Raw genomic sequence first — 19040 nt, forward strand, 5'->3', positions numbered from 1 at the left:
GGTGAGCTATGAATCAGGATTTTTGTGCATCACGACTGCCAGTATTTGCCTACCTTTGTGAAAATGTTCGTAAATCTGGAAACACCCCCTGTAGGGCCTTTACAGGCTTTGCCATAGCGTGGTTGGCATTCGTTCTTTTCTGGGGAGTGCTTGAACCGTTTCCTGGCCTCACGCCTGACGGGATGGCCGTTCTCGGCATTGTCGTCTGGGCCAGCATCATGTGGGTCAGCGAGGCCATGCCCGCAGGCATAACCGGCATTTCCATTCCCACCATGCTGCTGATTACCAGGGCACTGCCCTGGACCAACGGCAAACCGCCCATGGCCGTCATTTTTGCCGGCTTTACAAACCACGTCATCTGGCTGTGCCTGTTCGCCTTTATGGTCGCCGCCGTCATGCAGCTTATAGGGCTGGACCGACGCATTGCGCTGGGCATTCTGGCGCGCTTCAAGGCGTCATCCGTTGGCCGGGTCATCTGGGGCATGTTTTTCGTCAACATCATTCTTGGCTTTCTTGTTCCTGCGGCCAATGCTCGTGCCGCCACCCTGTTGCCCGTGGTGCAGGGTATATGCAACCTGCTGGGCGATACCCCTGAAGACCGGGCTGCCAAAAAGGCCATTGTGATCCAGTCGCTGGTCTACGGATCGATGATCTGCGGTATGTTCATAATGACGGCCCACCTGCCGAACATGATTCTGGTGGGCATTTTTGAAAAAAATGGCTACCAGGACCTGAACTTTCTGAACTGGATGCTGCTTCAGTTTCCCTACCTTGGCATGTTCGCGCTCACCAGTTTCTGGATCAAGTACCATTTCAAGACCGCAAAGGTGTCCATTGCGGGCGGCGCAGCCACGCTCGAAAAAAGCTATCGTGACCTCGGCCCCATGACCGCTCCCGAAAAGGTGCTTCTTGGCATCTTTCTTCTGGTGGGCTTCATGTTTGTTACGGGCAAGGGCAGCTTTATCTGCGAACTGCACAGGCAGCCGCTGGGCGTTATAGGCCTGTTGGGCATGCTGCTGCTCTTTGCTCCCGGCATCATGCCCTGTTCGTGGCGTGCCGTGCAGCAAAAAACCATCTGGGGCACATTTCTTCTGCTGGGCGGCGCAATGACCATGACCACAGCCATGACTCAGGCGGGTGTGGCACAATGGCTGGCCGATCATATCCATGCCATGGTTGTTGGCCTGAACTGGTGGCAGACCCTGCTGGTGATGATGGCCGGAACACACGTCATTCGGTTAGGCATGTTGTCCAACGTGGCGGCAGTGGCCATGCTGGCCCCGGTGGTTTTTGCCATGGCGCCCAAACTGGGGCTGCACCCCGTGGCCTTCACCATGTTGGTTTGCGATACCGACACCTTCGCATACCTGTTGCCCACCCAGATCACCGCAGCCGTCATTGCTCACAGCACCGAAACATTCTCTACCGCTGACTACGCCAAGGCCGGTTGGGTCGCCGTGCTCATCGCCATTGCTTACGGCGTTTGCGTCATGGCCCCCTGGTATGCGCTTCTGGGGCTTCCGGTGTGGAATCCCTCCGCGCCCTGGCCCTTCTAGAAAAACCAACACAGACAGTTGCATATTTCAGGAATTCATAACCCTTCTTCTGAGAGGAAACCATGGCACGTATGAAAACAGGTCATACGGTTGATTTTCGGCCCGCAAGCCTGGCCGACATTGAAACCGTTGAGGTCACAGCCGACCTTCTGATCATAGGCGGCGGCAACGCCGGGTGCTTTGTGGCCACCGAAGCCGCACGGCTCAACCCGCAAATAAAAACCGTCATTGTGGAAAAAGCGGATATTATGCGCTCTGGAGCCTGCTCCGCAGGAATGGACGCCATCAACACCTACATCCCCGAAGGCAAGACGCCCGAGGATCTCGTTCGCTGGAGTCGCTCGCAGGTGGGCGGCGGCCCCTTGCGTGAAGATCTGGCGCTCTCCAATGCTGAAGAGCTTAATGAATGCGTGGATGATCTTGAACGCTGGGGCCTCCCCATCCTGCGGGACGAAGACGGAAAGATTCGCTATCGCGGCAAGTGGGACATCTCCATCCACGGTGAGCAACTGAAGCCCATCATGGCTGAAAAGGCTCTTGAAAGCGGCGCTGACGTCTACAACCGGGTAGCGGCCACAAGCCTGCTGATGCAGGATGGCCGCTGCGTGGGAGCCACTGGCTTTGGCGTTCGCGACGGCAGGTTTTATGTTTTCCGCGCCAAGGCCACGGTTGTCAGCACAGGCGGCGCAGGCACGCTTTACAAATCCTACACTGCAGACTCCACAGACAGCGGTTCGCAGATATGGATGTGTCCTTACTGCGTCGGATCAGGCTATGCTATGGGTTTCAGGCAGGGTGCCGAGCTCACGAGCCTTGAGCAACGCTGGGTCGCCACACGCACCAAGGATTTTTGCGGCCCCGTGGACACCATTTCCGTGGGCTATGGCGCGCCCATCATCAACTCGCACGGCGAGCGCGTCATGAGCCGTTACGCAAGCCTGGGCGGCGACGCGGCACCCCGGTACATCCGCGCCAACGCCCCCATGGAAGAATGGCTCGCCGGACGCGGCCCCTGCTACTGCGACACCACCCACATGACGCCTGAAAAAACCAAGGCCATGATGGAAGACTACCTGAACGAACGCCCTTCATTTGTGCTCTTTCTCGCCAGCCGGGGGCAGGACCCCAGCAAGGAACCCATCGAAATTTTCGGTTCCGACCCCTACATCCTTGGCGGTCACACCGGGGGCGGCTACTGGGTAGACATGGAGCGCATGACCACCCTGCCCGGCCTGTTCGCGGCGGGTGAAACCGCAGGCGGTAACCCCAACAAGTTTGTGGGCGGTTGCTGCGCCGAAGGAAAACTGGCCGCGCGCGGAGCCCTGGCCTTTATGGCTGCCGTGGACGCGCCAGCCCCTGACGCAGCGCAGATTGAGCGCGAAAAAGAACGGGTCTATGCCCCGCTGCTGACGCGTGAAGCCGAAGGCATTCGTCCGGTGGAAATGAAGGAACGCCTGCAAAGGCTCATGGACGAATATGCTGGCGGCTCCAGCCAGTTTTACCGCACCAACGAGCAACAACTGGACTACGCCCTCAGGCATATCAAGATGCTGCAAAGCCAGTTCTGCCATCTGCGCGCGCAGGATCTGCACGAACTGATGCAGGCCAGCGAAACCATGGACCGTGTGGATGTGGCCGAAGCCGTGGTGCATCACCTCAAGGCCCGCAGGGAAACTCGCTGGGCTGGCTGGCAGACACGATCGGACTACCCGGAACGTGATGACGCCAACTTCGACTGCTTTGTGGAATCACGCCGGGATGCAGACACCGGAGAAATAGTCACATTTACCCGTCCCTACGAGCAACTGCTGCCTGGCGACAGGTACAAGCCCTAATGCAGGAGAACGAACATGCCGCCAAAAATTGACGTACATAAATGCAATGGCTGTAAAGGGCGCGAAGAAACCCATTGCGAAGAGGCGTGCCCCGGCAACCTCATGGCCCTTGATCAGGGCACCGGCAAGGCTTTTCTGCGCAACCCCCGCGACTGCTGGGACTGCATGTCCTGCATCAAGGCTTGCCCATCCGGCGCGCTTGAAATCAAGATGCCCTATCAGCTCGGCTACTTCAAAGCTTCATTGAAACCCATAATGGGGTCCAACTTCATTATCTGGAAATGCCGCGACATCTATGGGCAGGAACAGACCTACCGTTACGTGAACCGACTGGACAAGGCCTAAAACGGATATTACTTCAACCTACGCCCGCCGCATCTGCCGAACGGCGGGCGTAACCTCTTTCCACCGCGAACTCCATGCTCCGCGGTGGAAAGGGAAGGGCCTTGGGTCACAGGAGTTTCGACCTTGCGGCCCAGGCTATAACAAAAGTGGTTGCAGCAAGGATCACGGTATGAACACATTCTGGCACCTCGAAAAAGAAGATTTTTTCAGAGGGATTGACGATGTAAAAAGCATTTTTTTGGAAAACGCCCACCGTCTGGAATTGCCCAAGAACGAAACCGTTTTTTTGGAGGGTGATGCCGGAGATACGTGTTTTTATATTGAATCCGGCCTGGTTCGCATCTTTGGTACGGCTGGTTTTGGCAAAGAGATGACATTTTCCTTGCGTATGCGGGGGGAATTTTTTGGCCTTTCGGAAGTGCTGAACAGTTCTCCGCGCAAGGCAGGCGCGCAAACTGCAAGTCCTTCTGTGCTGTATTCCATCGGCCAGCAAAGCTTTGAAACCCTGCTGCGTGATCATTATCCGCTGGCACGTCGCGTCATTACCTTGCTGGGGCGCAGGTTGCGCTATATGGGCGATATGGTGCGCAGACAAAATGATGACGTGGCCAACCGCCTGGCAAGCCTGCTTATTTCACTGGCCTACGACACGCTGCGCACCACCGAAGACTGGGACAAGCCCTGTGAAATCCCACTGAACATTCCTCAGGAACAGATGGCCTCCATGGTAGGTTCGACTCAGCCCACGGTAAGCGCCACCTTGCAGCGCTTTCGCATGGACGGTCTTATCGTGGGCAACGGCAGAAAGATTGTGCTGCTCAACCCCATTGAGATGATCTACAGGCTTGACCACAATCTTCTTTGATCTCCGGCCAATCTTCTCGCGCCGATCCACCCATTTTTCAAAGTAATATAGCATGTTGACTTTTTATAAAGTCAAATGATCCTACGTCGCACGCACGTTTCGTGCTGCGCAACATGGCGTGTCTTCTACCAAAATCGCCCTTCCAGAAAAATGATGAATTGAAATTTGAAGCATTTCAATAACAATCTGATTTAAAAAGCTATTTTCTATAAACCCAGCCTGTTGCCTTCTCCAAACCCATCCATCCGGCCTCTTTTTTGTCACCGTGTGGCAGTTATTCCTCACGGGACAAAATCAGCTCGCAGCGCTGCCAGAGGTTGCGCCAGGGCTGCATTTCCTGCTACACAGCCAGTATCTCGCGATTTTCTTTCCATTAAATTCTGAGCGGTACAGGGAGACGACTATGCAGCATGTTTTTTTCAGCAGCTTTCTAGGCAAATCGCCACTCTGGTACAAATATACGGTGCTGGCCTTTCTGGTGGCCAACCCTGTTCTCAATATTGTAGTCGGCCCATTTCTAACGGGCTGGCTGCTGCTGCTCCAGTTTATCTTTATTCTTTCGCTGGCGCTGAAGTGCTACCCCATTCCCGCAGGCGGTCTGCTGGCCCTGGAGGCCATCATCATCGGCATGACCACGCCCGACGCCGTATACAAGGAAGTGGCCACCAACCTGCCCACGCTGCTTTTGCTCATCTTTATGGTGGCGGGCATCTACTATCTGAAAGACGTGGTTTTTGTCGTTTTTACCCGGTTGTTTATCGCCATCCGGAAAAAACACTGGCTGTCACTGGCATTCTGCATTGCCAGCGCCACGCTTTCCGCCTTTCTGGACGCCCTGACACTCATGGCCATCATTATTGCCGTCTGCTTCAATTTTTACGCCATTTTTCGCAAGGTGGCCGGAGCCTTTACCCCCACCAACGGCAAAGAAGCCCCGGAAGTTGAAGAATTCTGCGGTTTTTTGCGCAACATCATCATGCACGGCGCTCTGGGGACAGCCCTTGGCGGCACCATGACCATTGTGGGCGAACCGCAAAACCTCATGATCGGCACCATGATGAATTGGTCATTCGCGGAATTTTTTATGCACAACGCCGTCATCGCCGTGCCTGTGGCCATTGTGGGCTTTACCCTCTGCCCCCTGCTTGAAATCTTTCGCTTTCCCGGTTTCGGATACCAGCTGCCGGAGCCCATCCGCGAGCTTATTGTCAAGGACGCCGCCAAAAAAGCGCGCCAGCTTTCAGACCAGACGCGCTTTCTTCACATCACCCAATGCGTGGTGGGCATACTGCTGATTTTGGCCCTGGCCCTTCACGTGGCCGAAATCGGCCTGCTCGGCCTCACGCTGATCATCCTGCTTTCGGCCATGACGGGCAAAACCAAGGAGCACGACTTTTCCGAGGCCTTCAACAACGCCATGCCCTTTGTCTGCCTTATCATCATCTTTTTTGGCATTCTTTCGGTGGTGCATGACCAGCATCTGGTGACGCCGCTTGTGGAATGGGTCTTCCAGTTCCAGGGCAAACCCCAGTTGCTGGCGCTGTATCTGGTCAACGGCACACTGTCGTTCGTCAGCGACAACGTCTTCATCGCCTCTGTCTTTATTACTGAAATGGACAAAGCCCATACGGCTGGCCTGTTCTCCAGCGAGTGGTACGATAAAATCGCCGTGGTGGTGAATATGGGCACCAACATTCCCGCTGTGGCGACGCCCAACGGCCAGGCGGCTTTTCTCTTTTTGCTCACGTCTTCGCTGGCTCCGCTCATCAAGCTCTCGTACATGCGGATGGTCAAACTGGCCTTTCCCTATACCGTGACCATGACTGCCACCGGAGCCATTTGCATCTACTTTTTCCTGTAGCCGCCCGATCCTGGCCCAGATATGTGGAGAACATACCGATGAATATACAGTTTATGTCCGCCAAGCTGCTTGTGGTCTTTGGCGAATGCGGCTGCGGCATGGCCATCGTTGACGCCTCCAAGGAAGGAGGCGCACGCGGCGGCACGAGGCTTCACGGCCGCTGTCTGGATGAAGACGGTTGCGGCTGCGGCTCATGCCCCGGTTGCGTTGATCAGGACATTATCCTCATTCTCATGCAGGATGAGGCTGAAAGCGTTATTACGGCCGTTGTGGAAGGGGTTTTGAAAAACCCCCAATGTCGTGCGGGCGCAGCCATAGTGCTGGACGTGCCCAAGGCCATGCTGCGCGCCAGCCAGACAGCCAGCAACGAGCCTTTATTACATACCATCGAGGGAGAAGACATGAAATCCGGCTACACCATGATATGCAGCATTATCAATTACGGACAGGCTGAAGAGCTCATGGCGGTGGCCCGGCAGGCCGGAGCGCGTGGCGGCACCATACTGGGGGCCAGAGGAACGGGTACTGAAGAAGACGTGAAATTCTTCGGCATCAGCCTGACGCCTGAAAAGGAATTTCTTCTCATCATAAGTGAGAACGCCGCGACAGACGCCATTTTACAGGCGCTTGGCAGCCAGCCGGTCTTCAGCGAGCCGGGGGGCGGCATTGTCTTTACCGCCAGCATTGAGCGCTACATATCCCTCAATGCCTGATGCCGCCAAGGGCTCTGCGCCCCGGGGCGCGAGAGCTTTCTGGTTGCGCCATTGCCCCCGGTGCGCAGCATAAAAGCCTTATAACGAACTGGTGTTAGAAGAAAACAGAGGCCGGAGCGGCATAGCCGCTCCGGCCTTTAAAAACCGGCTCCGCATCCCGCCAGAGCAATTTCAAAGTGAATCTGCTCTTGCGGCGGCGTGAGAGGAATCAGTCGTAAGGACGTCAGGCTGTTTGCCTGCCATGATTGTCCACCCCGATTGGCCATCGCGCCGGGGTTTGCCGACCCTGTTACACGCCCAAACGGGCGTGTCTGCAACGCTGCTTTGCCCTAGAGGGCTGCCACGGTCCAAAGGGCTTCCACGTCCAGGCCCGCCAGATGCCTGCGCAGCATGTCCAGCGCGTGGCTTGAAGCCAGACGCCGCGTCCATTCCCGCCCAAGGTAGCGCCCATGCGGACGCAGTTCACGCAGCCATACATCCTGGCCATGGCTCAGCGCCACATATACCAGACCCACAGGCTTGCTCTCGGTGCCGCCGCCGGGCCCGGCCACGCCGGTTATGCCAAGGCCGTAATCCGCCCCATAGCGCTCGCGCACGCCTGCGGCCATGCTGCGGGCCACTTCCGGGCTTACGGCCCCGTGCCGCTCCAGCAGTTCTTCAGGCACGCCCAAAAGCCTGGTCTTGGCTTCATTGGCGTAGGTGATCAGGCCGTAGCCGAAAACTTCCGAAGAACCGGGCTGATCAGTGATACGCTTGGCCAGCAGCCCGCCGGTGCAGGATTCCGCCGTGGCCAGACTTTGCCCGCGCAGACGCAGCCCCTCCACCACCACGGCCTCCAGGCCCGTCACATTGACGCCATAGACCACATCGCCCAGACGGGCGCGCACCTCGTTGACCACTGGCATGGCCAGGGCTTCGGCAGCCTCGGCGCTCGCCGCCTTGGCCGTCACCCGCACGAACATTTCCGCGTCCCCGGCATAGGGGGCGGCCGTGGGGTTGACGCCTTCGGTCAGGTCGGCAATGCGCAAGGCCGCCGTGCCCTCGCCAATACCAAAGGTGCGCACCATGAAGGACGCTATGACCGAATCCGTCATGTTCTGCAAAAAGGGCACGACGCTGTTTTCGAGCATGGGCAGAAGCTCGGACGGTGGCCCCGGCAGCAGGATGACCCATTGCCCGCAGCCCGCTGGCACGGCGCAGCCGGGGGCAGTGCCCGCGTCATTGGGAAAGGCCACGGAACCGCGCGGCAGGTAGGCCTGCTTGAGCTGATTGGCCGATATGGGGCGGTCGCCAAAATAGTCGCGCAGGCGGCGCAGGCTGTCCGCATCTTCTTCAAGGGGGCACCCCGTGACCTGCGCCACGGTTTCCTTGGTCATATCGTCATCTGTGGGGCCAAGGCCGCCGGTGGTTATGATGATCTGCGCGCGCCCTAGTGCCTCGCGCAGCGCGGATTCAAGCCGTCCGCCATTATCCCCCACCGTGTGCACCTGCAAAAGATCCAGACCCAGCGCTGAAAGCGCCTTGGCCACGTGGGCGGCGTCGGTGTTGACAGTATGTCCCAGCAGAAGTTCCGTACCCACTGAAATGATTTCCGCCCTCATGCGGCCTCCTTGCGTCCTTAGAGCAGATTAACTTTGAAATGCTACACATTTCAAAGTTTTCATTCAGCCGAAAAATATAATTTTCGGCTGAACCCACGCCACGTTGTGGCGCGCTGCACTTTCGTGCAGCCTTAGAGCATTTACACTTTTTCAAAGTTAACATGCTCTAAAGCCTTGCCGCCCCGGAAGGAGGCAGGAAGATCACGATAGCGCTTGCCCGCACGCCATGCAACAGGGCTTGCGCCTTGGCAGACGGTGTTGACGCCACAAAATTTGCCCGCATGCCACGCAACTGCGCCTCAGGCTGACGCGTCCTGGCCCGAAGCCCTGGTCCATATCCTGCCGTATCCTGCCGTATTCTGGTCCGAAACCTGGTCCGAAACCTGGCCCGAAAACTGACCCGAACCCTTGCGCTCGGCTATTTTTTGACAAAAAGCCAGAGGGCTTGTACTGCCCATAGCCAGGTGTTGACAAAGGGAATCGCTTGCGACATGCTATTACATAGCAAATCAATAAGTAATACACGCACGGCACAGTACGCCGATATAAAACAAGAAATCGAGCGACCACCGCAAAGGGGAACCACAATGAATCATGAAAAAGGCTTGCGGTTTGAAACCCTGCAAGTACACGCCGGGCAGGAGAAGCCAGACGCAGCCAGCGGTTCACGGGCCGTGCCCATTTACCAGACGACCTCCTACGTGTTTGACGACTGTGCCCACGCCGAGGCCCGTTTCAACCTGACCGACCCCGGCAACATTTACAGCCGTTTGACCAATCCCACGCAGGACGCGCTGGAACAAAGGGTGGCGGCCCTTGAAGGAGGCGTGGGAGCTCTTGCCACCGCCAGCGGTGCGGCCGCCGTGAGCTACGCTCTGCAAAATCTCGCCAGCGCCGGGGACCACATTGTTGCCGCCAAAACCCTGTACGGCGGCACCTACAATTTGCTTGCCCATACGCTCAAGACCTGGGGCATTGAGACGACCTTTGTGGATCCCGCCCAGATTGATTCCTTTGAACAGGCCATCACGCCCAAGACCCGCGCCCTTTTTGTGGAGAGCATGGGCAATCCCCATAGCAACATTGTGGATATGGAAGCGCTGGCAGCCCTGGCCCACCGTCACGGCATCCCCCTGGTGGTGGACAACACCTTTGCGACCCCCTGGCTTATGCGCCCCATTGAATACGGCGCGGACATCGTCGTGCATTCCGCCACAAAATTCATGGGCGGACACGGCGCCGCCCTTGGCGGCGTCATCGTGGACAGCGGCCGCTTTGACTGGGCCGCGTCCGGCAAGTTTTCCCACCTGAGTGAGCCAGATCCGAGCTATCACGGCCTGAGCTTCACCAAGGCCGTCGGGGCGGCGGCCTACATAGTGCGGGCTCGGGCCATCCTGTTGCGCGATCTTGGCGCGACAATGGCCCCCCTGCACGCTTTTTTGATCCTTCAGGGACTTGAAACACTGTCGTTGCGCGTGGAACGCCATGTGCAGAACGCCCTGACCGTGGTGCGCCATCTGGACAATCACCCCAAGGTGCAGACCGTCAATCACCCGAGCCTGCCCCACAGCCCCAGCCACGCTCTGTACGAGCGCTACTTCCCCAACGGGGGCGGCAGCATCTTCACCATTGAGGTCAAGGGCGGCGCGGCCGAAGCCAGAGCCTTTATTGACAAGCTGCGCATCTTCTCGCTGCTGGCCAACGTGGCTGACGCCAAATCGCTGGTGATCCACCCCGCGTCCACCACGCACTCGCAAATGACCGAAGAAGAACTGGCAGTTACGGGAATCTGGCCCAATACCGTGCGCCTCTCCATAGGCATCGAACACATTGACGACATCCTGGCTGACCTGGATCAGGCATTGGCCTCCCTGTAAGCATTGAACAAAGCCTCCTCACAAAAGCTCCCATGCCGCGCGTGGGAGCTTTTTGCGTTTGCGCGATACTCTGGCGTTCTGGCCTGTTCCCATGCCACGCAGCATGGATTTTTTCCGCGCCGAGCCGTAAGCGGGCTTTCTTGCTGCGATATATCGGTTTTACGTAAAAAAATCGCTACCTCGTGCGGGCCACGCCAAAATCCATTGTATTTTACAGGGGCATTGCATAGAGTGCCTGAGGCGGCGTCACGCCGCGCGGGCAAAATGTTTTCCCGCAGGCGCGGCGCGCCGCAGCGTATACTGCGCACCCCTTTGAGGAGAATTTTCATGCTGAAAAAGTTTGTGGCCTTTGTGTTTGTCATGCTTCTGGCCATGCCAGCTCTGGCGGAAGAGCTGAACACCAAATATTTTACTGTCTCTGTTCCCGAAGGATGGAAGGCCGTCATGCCTCCCACCGAAAAGCAGGGCACCACCAGCGCCATTTTCGCCAACTCCGCCGGGGATGCCTCGGTGACGCTTGTGATCAGCCCCAACGGCGGCGCGGATACCAAAACCATCGCAGAGATGTTTGCCAAACAGTTCAAGGCCCCCAAGCCGCCTGTTGAAAAGGGCGGTCAGTATACCTTCACCTTTGCGCAGCAGGACATCACAAGCCAGGCATGGGTCGCCTCGCAGGGCGACGTGTTCATGCTTACGGTCATGGCTGGCGACCGCAAATCTGCTGCGGCCTTTGTAAAAAAATACGTTAAAAGCGCCGATTTTCCGGCATTGCTGCCCAAATAAGTTTTCGTCTGTTTTGACGAAAAAGCGGCCATGTCATCAGCGACATGGCCGTTTTTCATTTGGCACACAAGCGTCCACAGACGGCGCCACCTGCCATGGCGGTATACGTCGTGGCAGGATACGTCGTGGCAACAAATGCTCTTGCTTTCCAAAGTGCCTGCCGCAAAAGCGCAGACGCCCACCTCAAAACATCTGCGGACACCTGTTATGACAGCGACATAGGACCAGCGCATCCAGGTGGACGCCCACAATGTTCTTGCTACTTTTTATTTTTTTGTGCTACATACGCCACACGCGGCATGACGCCGTCAAACATTGCCACGGCCATAAAATTCAACGGAAGGATGCGATTATGTGGAAGTTCTGTTGCGCGTGCATGGCGCTTGCGCTTTTTTGGGGAACCCAGGCTCAGGCCCATTTTGGCATGGTCATTCCTTCCACCCCCACAGTCACGGACAAAAAAGAATCTCCGCTCAAACTGGACATAGCCTTTGCCCATCCTATGGAACTGCAAGGCATGCCCATGGCGGAACCCAAGGCATTCACCGTCACCCATGACGGCACGACCGAGGACATCAAAAGCCTGCTCAATCCCGCCACCATTCTGGGCAACAAAGCCTGGACAGCCGCATACGCCATCAAAAAGCCCGGCGTCTATCAGTTCGCTGTTGAGCCGCAGCCCTATTTTGAACCCGCCGAGGACTGCTTCATCCTCCACTATACCAAGACCGTGGTCGCCGCTTTTGGCGAAGAGGAAAACTGGGGGCAGCCGCTGGGCCTCAAGACCGAAATCGTTCCCCTGACGCGGCCTTTCGGCAACTACTCCGGCAATGTTTTTCAGGGCCAGGTGCTGCTTGACGGCAAGCCCGTTCCCGGCGCGGAAGTTGAGGTTGAAAGCTACAACAAGGGCAAGGGCCATACCGCCCCCAACGAATATTACGTCACCCAGGTAGTCAAGGCCGACCAGAACGGCGTGTTCACCTACGGCGTGCCCTGGGCTGGCTGGTGGGGCTTTGCCGCCCTGAACACGGCTGAAGAAAAAATGAACTATGAGGGCGAAGCCAAATCCGTTGAGCTTGGCGCTGTTATCTGGGTCAACTTTGCGGCTCCCCGCATAAAATAGGGGATGGTCGCGCAGTGCGGCAAAAGTGCGCGCCTTCCTGGGCAGCGGCCTTTTGAAAAACAGACTCCGGCCCCATACCGTACGCCACGGCATGGGGCCGGGCTGTGAAAACATGCTGCGAAAGCTTACTCTGAAAAATCCCGGAACGCGCCCCAATGGCCGACGCTCCAGAGAAGGATGATCCATGCATATTGCCGAAGGTGTTCTGTCCCCACCCATTCTGGCCGCAGGCTACGCCCTGACGGCCGTGGGCACGGCCCTTGGTCTGCGCCGCCTGGACTATGACAAGCTCATGACCGTGGCCATTCTGGCCGCGACCTTTTTTGTGGGTTCGCTCATACACGTCCCCATCGGCCCTTCCAGCGCGCACCTTATTCTCAACGGTCTTCTGGGCGTACTGCTGGGGTGGGCTGTCTTTCCCGCCATTCTGGCCGCACTCGCCTTGCAGGCGCTGCTCTTTCAGTACGGCGGCCTTGTTGTTCTGGGCGTCAATACGTTCACCATGGGCTTTTCCGGGCTCGTGGCCTGGTATGTTTTCCGCAGCCTTGTCCGCCTCTGGCCCGGCATGAAGGGTTTACGGGCCGCCGCCTTTTGCGGGGGCGCCGTCGGCGTGCTGGGCGCGGGGCTGCTCACCGCCCTGGCCCTGGCGTGGAGCAATGAGGGTTTCCTCACCGCCGCCCGGCTCATTTTTCTGGCTCACCTGCCGGTCATGCTGGTCGAAGGGCTCATCACCATGTTTACCGTGGGCTTTATTGCCCGCGTCCGCCCGGAAATGCTGCACGTTTCCAGCGCCGCGTTCCAACCGGGCCAGGCCTGAGCAGCCGGAAAGGAGTTTTCATGTTCCTTGGCAATGCCGCTTCTTTTCGGACAATCCGCACAGGACGGCCTGACTGCCTGCCTGCGCAGCGCTCTTCTGTCCCAGTGCTTGCCCCAGCGCTGCCGTTATCCGCGCCTCTGGCTGCCCTGCTGCTTGCCGCCGCGCTTCTGCTTGCGCTTCAGACTCCCGCCCTTGCGCACCGGGTAAACATCTTCGCCTGGACTGAAGGCCCGCAGGTTGCCGTCAAATGCGGCTTCAGCGGCGGCAACAGCGTCAGGAACGGAGAGGTCACGGTATACGATGCGGCTAACGGCCAGGTTTTGCTCACAGGCCGGACAGACACGGAAGGACTTTTTCGTTTTGATATTCCGCCCAAGGGACGGGAGCACGGCCTGCGCATACGTATCAATGCTGGTGAAGGGCATCAGAACGAATGGCTGCTGGAAGCGGCCGAACTGTCCGCTGCTCCCGCTGCGGCTCCGGCCGCGCCCCGCCATGCCGAAATCACGGCCAATGCGGCGGCGAAAAACACTGGCGGCCCCAGCGCCGGGCCGCCGCCCGCAGGCAAGGGTCTGCCCGCCGCCCCGGAAATTTCAGGTTCCGGCCCTGTGAGCGCCGCAGAAATACAGGCCATTGTGGATACCGCCCTTGAGGCGCAGGAGGCAAGAATCTCCGCCCTGCTGGACTCCCGCCTGTCCCCCGTGAAGCGGCAACTGGCCGAAATGCGCACAGACGAACCGGGCCTGCGCGAAATCGTGGGCGGCATGGGCTGGTTTGTGGGTCTGGCCGGACTGGCCCTTTACTTCCGTTCCCGGCGGCGGTAACTGTCGGCATGTTTGACCAGCCCTTTGTACGCCCTTCGGCCATACAGCGCATTGACCCGCGTGTGCGTATGGCCCTTGCAGCGCTGACCGCGTTGTGCCTTTCGACGCTGCAGGACGTGACCGCCAGTTGCGCGGGACTTGGCCTGGGCCTGATTCTGCTGATCCTGGCCCGTCCGCCCCTGCTGCCGCTGTTGCGTCGCCTGGCGGTGATCAACATGTTTGCGGCCTTTTTGTGGTGTGTTACCCCGCTGACCATGCCCGGACAGGAAGTGGCGCGGTGGGGTTTCATAAGCTTGAGCGCCGAGGGTCTGCATCTGGCCCTGCTCGTCACCATCAAGTCCAATGCCATTGTCTGTGTTTTTCTGGCCCTTGTGGCCACAATGGACACGCCAACGGCGGGGCATGCCCTGGAATGCCTGCGCTGCCCGCGAAAACTGGTGTTTCTTTTTCTGTTTACCGCCCGGCAGGTGCACGACATTGCGCAGCAATGGCAGTGCCTGAGCGTTGCCGCGCGGCTGCGCGGCTTTCGCCCGCGCACCGGTATGCATACCTACCGCACCGTGGCTTCTTTGTTGGGGCTTTTGCTGGTGCGCAGCTACGAACGTTCACAGAGAGTGCGCGAAGCCATGCTGCTGCGGGGATTTTCTGGCCAGTTCCGCTCGGTGGCGGTATTTAAGGCGCGTCCCGTGGACGGCCTTTTTGCCCTCCTGATGCTGCTCTGCCTTGCAGGACTTGTGCTTATGGAGTACCGGGATCAAATCTATGGACTGTAATACGGAAAAAGACTGCATCTTCAGCCTCGAAAACATTCATTTTCAGTATGAACGGGACGGCAATATCCGCCAGGTGCTCAAGGGCGTTGACCTGGCCCTCCTGCCGGATCAGCATATCGGCTTTTATGGCCCCAACGGCAGCGGCAAAACAACGCTTTTTCGCTGTGTTACAGGCCTGATAACGCCGCAGCAGGGCTGTGTGCGCTTTCACGGCCGCGAAATGCGCACCGAGAAAGACTTTCACAGCCTGCGCTGCGCCGTGGGCTTTGTGCTGCAACATGCCGAGGATCAGCTGTTCTTTCCCTCCGTGCTTGAAGATGTGGCCTTTGGGCCGCTGAACCTGGGCCTGTCGCCGGAAGCCGCACGCGAGCGGGCGCATGAAACCCTGCGCAACCTCGGACTGGACGGTTTTGAAAACCGCCTTACCCACCGGCTTTCGGGCGGCGAAAAAAAACTGGTCTCCCTCGCGGCAGTGCTGGCCATGCGGCCCGAAGCCCTGCTGCTTGATGAACCCACCAACGGCCTTGATAACGAGGCCCGTGAACGCATCATCGATATTCTGCAAAAACTTCCCACAGCCCGCATCACCATTTCGCACGACTGGGACTTTCTCGCCCGCATATCCACCACCTATCTGACGCTCGCTCACGGCCGCCTTGACGCCTGCGCCCCCAGCTTCAGCCACACGCACGCCCACGCCCATCCTTTGGGCGATGAACCCCACGCCCACTAGACACTGTCCCGGGCAACGCTATTTTCAAATTGAAATGCTTTGTGGGGGAGGGACCCTTTTGCAAAAGGGTCTCCTCCCCCACGCCCCCACCCCCTAAAACTCTTGGTGTGTTCTATAGCACTTCAAGGTTTTCTCTAATCTGAAACGGGGGGCAGAGACAGCACCCGCCAGCCATCACGCCATCGTAAAATTTATCGTGCCAGATACGGCCCTCAAGCCTTGTCGTTTTTGGCAATGTGTTCGCGCTGCCCTAATGGGCCAGATGCGTTGTGAGGCTAAAGTGTTGCCCTGATGCCCCATGCGCTGCCCTTGGGGCATCACACAGCCTGATCAGATAGCAGGCGCAGGCGCTGGCCATGCAGGCCAAGCGCGCATTGCCCGGCCTGCTACGCGCGGGCAAACGGCTGCGCGGCTTCTATGGTTGGTTGGCACGCTGCGGACAGCGCGTCGCTTGGGGATCGACAATGCAGGGCAGCCCACGAGACCGCAGAACAGTTTTATAATAACAGCATGGAATAATGCGAGAATGTTACACATCAACACCGATTTTCATTCCGCCATGCCCAAGAAATTCCCGATGATTCCAAACATGATTCATAAACAATTTTATACCATTACCACAGCGTTCACGCACGCGCCTGTTCGTCGGCACTAGATTTCCGTACAGGTATAAGATATTTTTCCAGAGGTGTAATTCACTTTTGATATCATTTGCGCAGTCCCGGGCAGTATCCGCTCTGGCCAGCCTGCACCTGAAACCTCGCCCCATTGCGTTCGCTTTTTGCGAAAAAAACGATGCCAAAGGCTTTGCTATGTCAAAACTGCCATACTCTGGCTCCCAGTATATTCAGCCTGAAACACGCGACCCCATTTGGGAGTGGCATATTCCTTCAGACAACCTCTACCTGAGCGCCGGGGCAATCAAGCTGTTGCAATTTGAGGGGCATGCACCGCGCAGCATGAAGGAATTTCTGAGCCATTGCCCCCTGGAGGGGCTGGTGCCCTACCTTGAATCGGTGGAAAAAATCCTGAATGGCTCGCAAGGCCCTTTTCTTGAGCTTATTTACATGCTGGGCAAATTTATGGTGCGTGCCCAGATGATGGTTTTACAGCGCGATGTTTTTGGCCGTGGCACCATTCTGGTGGGCGCTCTGGCCGCCATTGACAGGCAAAAAATCGAACCTGCCTTTACGCCGGTTCTGAACTGCCGATCCCTGATCAATCCCCCCGCCCCAAGCTCCGATGCAAGTCGTCTGATGCTGGCCCTCAACGCAGCCAGTGACGGCCTCTGGGATTGGAACCCCATTGACGGCACCGTGTATTTCAGCCCGCGCTATCTTTCCATGCTGGGCTACACTCCCAATGCCTTTCCCCCGGTGGCGGAATCGTGGACCAGCCGGGTGCATCCCGATGATTTTGAAAACATTGTGCCCATGCAGATGCGCATTGTTGAAAGTCCCGATTACGGGGACAGTTTTGAATGCACGTACCGCTTTTTACGGGCTGACGGCACCTGGGCCTGGATACTGGGGCGCGGCTACGTGACCCAGCGAAACGCCAGCGGCAAGGCAACCCGCATCGTGGGTCTGCACACCGATGTAAGCGCAGGTCAGGCCGACAGGGCGCAGCTTGAAAACCTTGTGCGCAATGATCCGCTCACCGGGCTACGCAGCCGAACCTACTATGGCATGACGGTTGAACGCCTGGAGCAGCAAAAAATACGCCCTGTGGGCATTATCGCCTGTGATATGGACGGACTCAAGCTTATCAACGATTATCTCGGTCACCCCGAAGGCAGCAAGATGCTTTGCCAGGCGGCGCTTATTCTGCGCACCAGCCTTTACGCCCCTGACTGCATAGCCCGTATGGGAGGGGACGAATTCGTCGCCCTGTTGCCAGGCTGTACGCAGGAGCAGCTTAAAAAAGCCATTGCGCGCATCAGCAAGGCTTTTGACGCGCACAATGCCAACCCGGACAACATCCCCATCCGCATGTCCCTCGGAGGCGCCTGTGCTGAAGATATGGGCACCTCGCTGGCCCAGCTTCTGGTACTGGCGGACCGCGACATGCTGCTTGGCAAACACAAGGAACGCACCCGGTGGCGCAAGCACATAAAAAAGTGGATAGAAAAAAATACAAACAAGATTGTGCAGATAGAAGACAGCCGCTATATGTAGCGGCCTGGCGCATGCCTCTTGACGCGGCCCGCGCTTTGAGACAAAGTGTGCCCATGTCGGATGATAACCCTCCCCCTACAATGGCCCTCGACTCTTCCGCAACGGAATGCCCTGTTGTGCATGAGACCGAGAGCGGCCAGAAGTTACTTCAGTTTTTGCAGCGCCGTCTGAACCTCCCCCAAGCCATGCTGCACCGTTGGGTGCGCACGGGGCAAGTGAGGATAAACGGTTGCCGGTGCAAACCTTTTTCGCGCGTACAGGCCGGTGATCTCGTTCGCCTGCCCCCCTTTGCCATAAAAATGGCCGCGCAGTGCGACGACCCGCTGCCAGCGCCCGCACGCAAACTCCGTAACAGCGAAGACGCCGCAAGCGGCCCTCCGCTGCCTCCTCTTGTCGGCTCCAGCGGCTACCTGTGGGCTTTTGACAAGCCCGCCGGCCTGCCCACCCATCCCGGAACCGGGCATGAAGACAGCCTGACAACCCGCCTGGCCCAGCATTTTGCCAACGCAAGCTTTATGCCCACGCCCGTGCACCGGCTGGACAAGGAAACCTCGGGCATCCTGCTTGTGGCCGCATCCTATGCGGCCTTGGACGAAGCCCAGCAAGCCCTTCGCGGTCAGCGCATGGTCAAGGAGTATGTGGCATGGATCGCCGGACGCTGGCCCCACGAGGAAACCTGCCTTGTGCGGCATTTTTTGCGCAAGGATGCGGTACGCGGCTTTGAAAAAATGTGCACCGTGGGTGCGGAGGCGGCCGACGGAAAAGAAGCCCTTTGCCTTGTGCGGCCTCTGATCGTGGAGGACGGGGCAAGCCTTGTGCAGGTGCGTCTGCTCACGGGGCGTACCCACCAGATTCGCACCCAGCTTGCCAGCCTTGGGCACCCGGTGCTTGGCGACGCCAAGTACGGCCAGGCCCGTCCTGGAAGCCCTCTGTATCTGCACGCCCTGCGCATGATTCTGCCGGAAGGCGCGTCTTTTGCCAGCCTGCCCCCCTGGGTGGGGGCGCGTGCCCTGACAGACCTGCCCGAGCCCATCGGCTGCGGCGACGGCCTGCCCTCGCCGCCCCCCCTCGTGTGTGGGGTATTCCCATTGGGCGGCGAAGGTGCTACAATTTCTCCTTTACATTAGAACTCGCACTGGCGGGCCTTTCAAAAAGCG

At 58.1% G+C, this 19040-nt stretch carries 16 protein-coding genes; 15 read left to right on the top strand and 1 reads right to left on the bottom strand.

Translation table 11 applies throughout. The features are described 5' to 3' along the window. The first annotated feature begins 146 nt into the window (after positions 1-146). The 6 genes from DESU86_RS01860 (at position 147) to DESU86_RS01885 (ending at position 7175) form a co-directional block, all read left to right on the top strand. Entirely contained in the window at positions 147-1556 is a 1410-nt protein-coding gene (locus tag DESU86_RS01860) for an SLC13 family permease (RefSeq protein WP_442873475.1), read from the top strand. Positions 1557-1618: 62 nt separating this feature from the next. After that, complete coding sequence (locus DESU86_RS01865) at positions 1619-3391, top strand: adenylyl-sulfate reductase subunit alpha (RefSeq protein ID WP_179979493.1); 1773 nt, start codon at positions 1619-1621, stop codon at positions 3389-3391. 15 nt (positions 3392-3406) lie between these two features. Further along, positions 3407-3736: a 4Fe-4S dicluster domain-containing protein gene (locus tag DESU86_RS01870; protein WP_179979494.1), complete on the top strand. Its 330-nt coding sequence runs from the start codon at positions 3407-3409 to the stop codon at positions 3734-3736. Positions 3737-3905: 169 nt separating this feature from the next. Beyond that, the gene (locus tag DESU86_RS01875; RefSeq protein ID WP_179979495.1) at positions 3906-4601 is read left to right on the top strand and encodes a Crp/Fnr family transcriptional regulator; all 696 of its coding nucleotides are present in this window, start codon (positions 3906-3908) and stop codon (positions 4599-4601) included. Positions 4602-5004: 403 nt separating this feature from the next. Continuing rightward, the gene (locus tag DESU86_RS01880; RefSeq protein ID WP_179979496.1) at positions 5005-6462 is read left to right on the top strand and encodes an SLC13 family permease; all 1458 of its coding nucleotides are present in this window, start codon (positions 5005-5007) and stop codon (positions 6460-6462) included. A gap of 38 nt (positions 6463-6500) precedes the next feature. Further along, the gene (locus tag DESU86_RS01885) at positions 6501-7175 is read left to right on the top strand and encodes a hypothetical protein (protein ID WP_179979497.1); all 675 of its coding nucleotides are present in this window, start codon (positions 6501-6503) and stop codon (positions 7173-7175) included. Positions 7176-7504: 329 nt separating this feature from the next. On the opposite strand, the gene DESU86_RS01890 is transcribed toward DESU86_RS01885, so the two are convergent. Next, a complete protein-coding gene (locus tag DESU86_RS01890; protein ID WP_179979498.1) occupies positions 7505-8776 on the bottom strand; it encodes a competence/damage-inducible protein A in 1272 nt (423 codons plus the stop codon). Positions 8777-9363: 587 nt separating this feature from the next. On the opposite strand from DESU86_RS01890, the gene DESU86_RS01895 reads away from it, so the two are divergent. From DESU86_RS01895 to DESU86_RS01935, 9 genes are all read left to right on the top strand, one after another. Then, positions 9364-10653: an O-acetylhomoserine aminocarboxypropyltransferase/cysteine synthase family protein gene (locus DESU86_RS01895; RefSeq protein WP_179979499.1), complete on the top strand. Its 1290-nt coding sequence runs from the start codon at positions 9364-9366 to the stop codon at positions 10651-10653. 327 nt (positions 10654-10980) lie between these two features. Further along, positions 10981-11436 (top strand): hypothetical protein, encoded by a 456-nt coding sequence (locus DESU86_RS01900; RefSeq protein WP_179979500.1) that lies wholly within the window; start codon positions 10981-10983, stop codon positions 11434-11436. A 352-nt stretch (positions 11437-11788) separates the two neighbouring features. Then, entirely contained in the window at positions 11789-12559 is a 771-nt protein-coding gene (locus DESU86_RS01905; RefSeq protein WP_179979501.1) for a DUF4198 domain-containing protein, read from the top strand. A gap of 184 nt (positions 12560-12743) precedes the next feature. Continuing rightward, positions 12744-13376 (top strand): cobalt transporter CbiM, encoded by a 633-nt coding sequence (gene cbiM / locus DESU86_RS01910; RefSeq protein WP_179979502.1) that lies wholly within the window; start codon positions 12744-12746, stop codon positions 13374-13376. A 20-nt stretch (positions 13377-13396) separates the two neighbouring features. Beyond that, positions 13397-14200: a cobalamin biosynthesis protein CbiL gene (locus DESU86_RS01915; protein ID WP_232088221.1), complete on the top strand. Its 804-nt coding sequence runs from the start codon at positions 13397-13399 to the stop codon at positions 14198-14200. 8 nt (positions 14201-14208) lie between these two features. Then, positions 14209-14973: a cobalt ECF transporter T component CbiQ gene (gene cbiQ, locus DESU86_RS01920; protein ID WP_179979503.1), complete on the top strand. Its 765-nt coding sequence runs from the start codon at positions 14209-14211 to the stop codon at positions 14971-14973. Next, complete coding sequence (locus DESU86_RS01925; RefSeq protein ID WP_179979504.1) at positions 14963-15706, top strand: energy-coupling factor ABC transporter ATP-binding protein; 744 nt, start codon at positions 14963-14965, stop codon at positions 15704-15706. Before cbiQ ends, DESU86_RS01925 begins: the two co-directional genes overlap by 11 nt. An 812-nt stretch (positions 15707-16518) precedes the next feature. After that, positions 16519-17883: a sensor domain-containing diguanylate cyclase gene (locus tag DESU86_RS01930; RefSeq protein WP_179979505.1), complete on the top strand. Its 1365-nt coding sequence runs from the start codon at positions 16519-16521 to the stop codon at positions 17881-17883. Positions 17884-17936: 53 nt separating this feature from the next. Continuing rightward, a complete protein-coding gene (locus DESU86_RS01935) occupies positions 17937-19010 on the top strand; it encodes a pseudouridine synthase family protein (RefSeq protein WP_232088222.1) in 1074 nt (357 codons plus the stop codon). The last annotated feature ends 30 nt before the right edge of the window (positions 19011-19040 follow it).

Source organism: Desulfovibrio sp. 86 (assembly GCF_902702915.1).
Taxonomy (GTDB): Bacteria; Desulfobacterota; Desulfovibrionia; order Desulfovibrionales; family Desulfovibrionaceae; genus Desulfovibrio.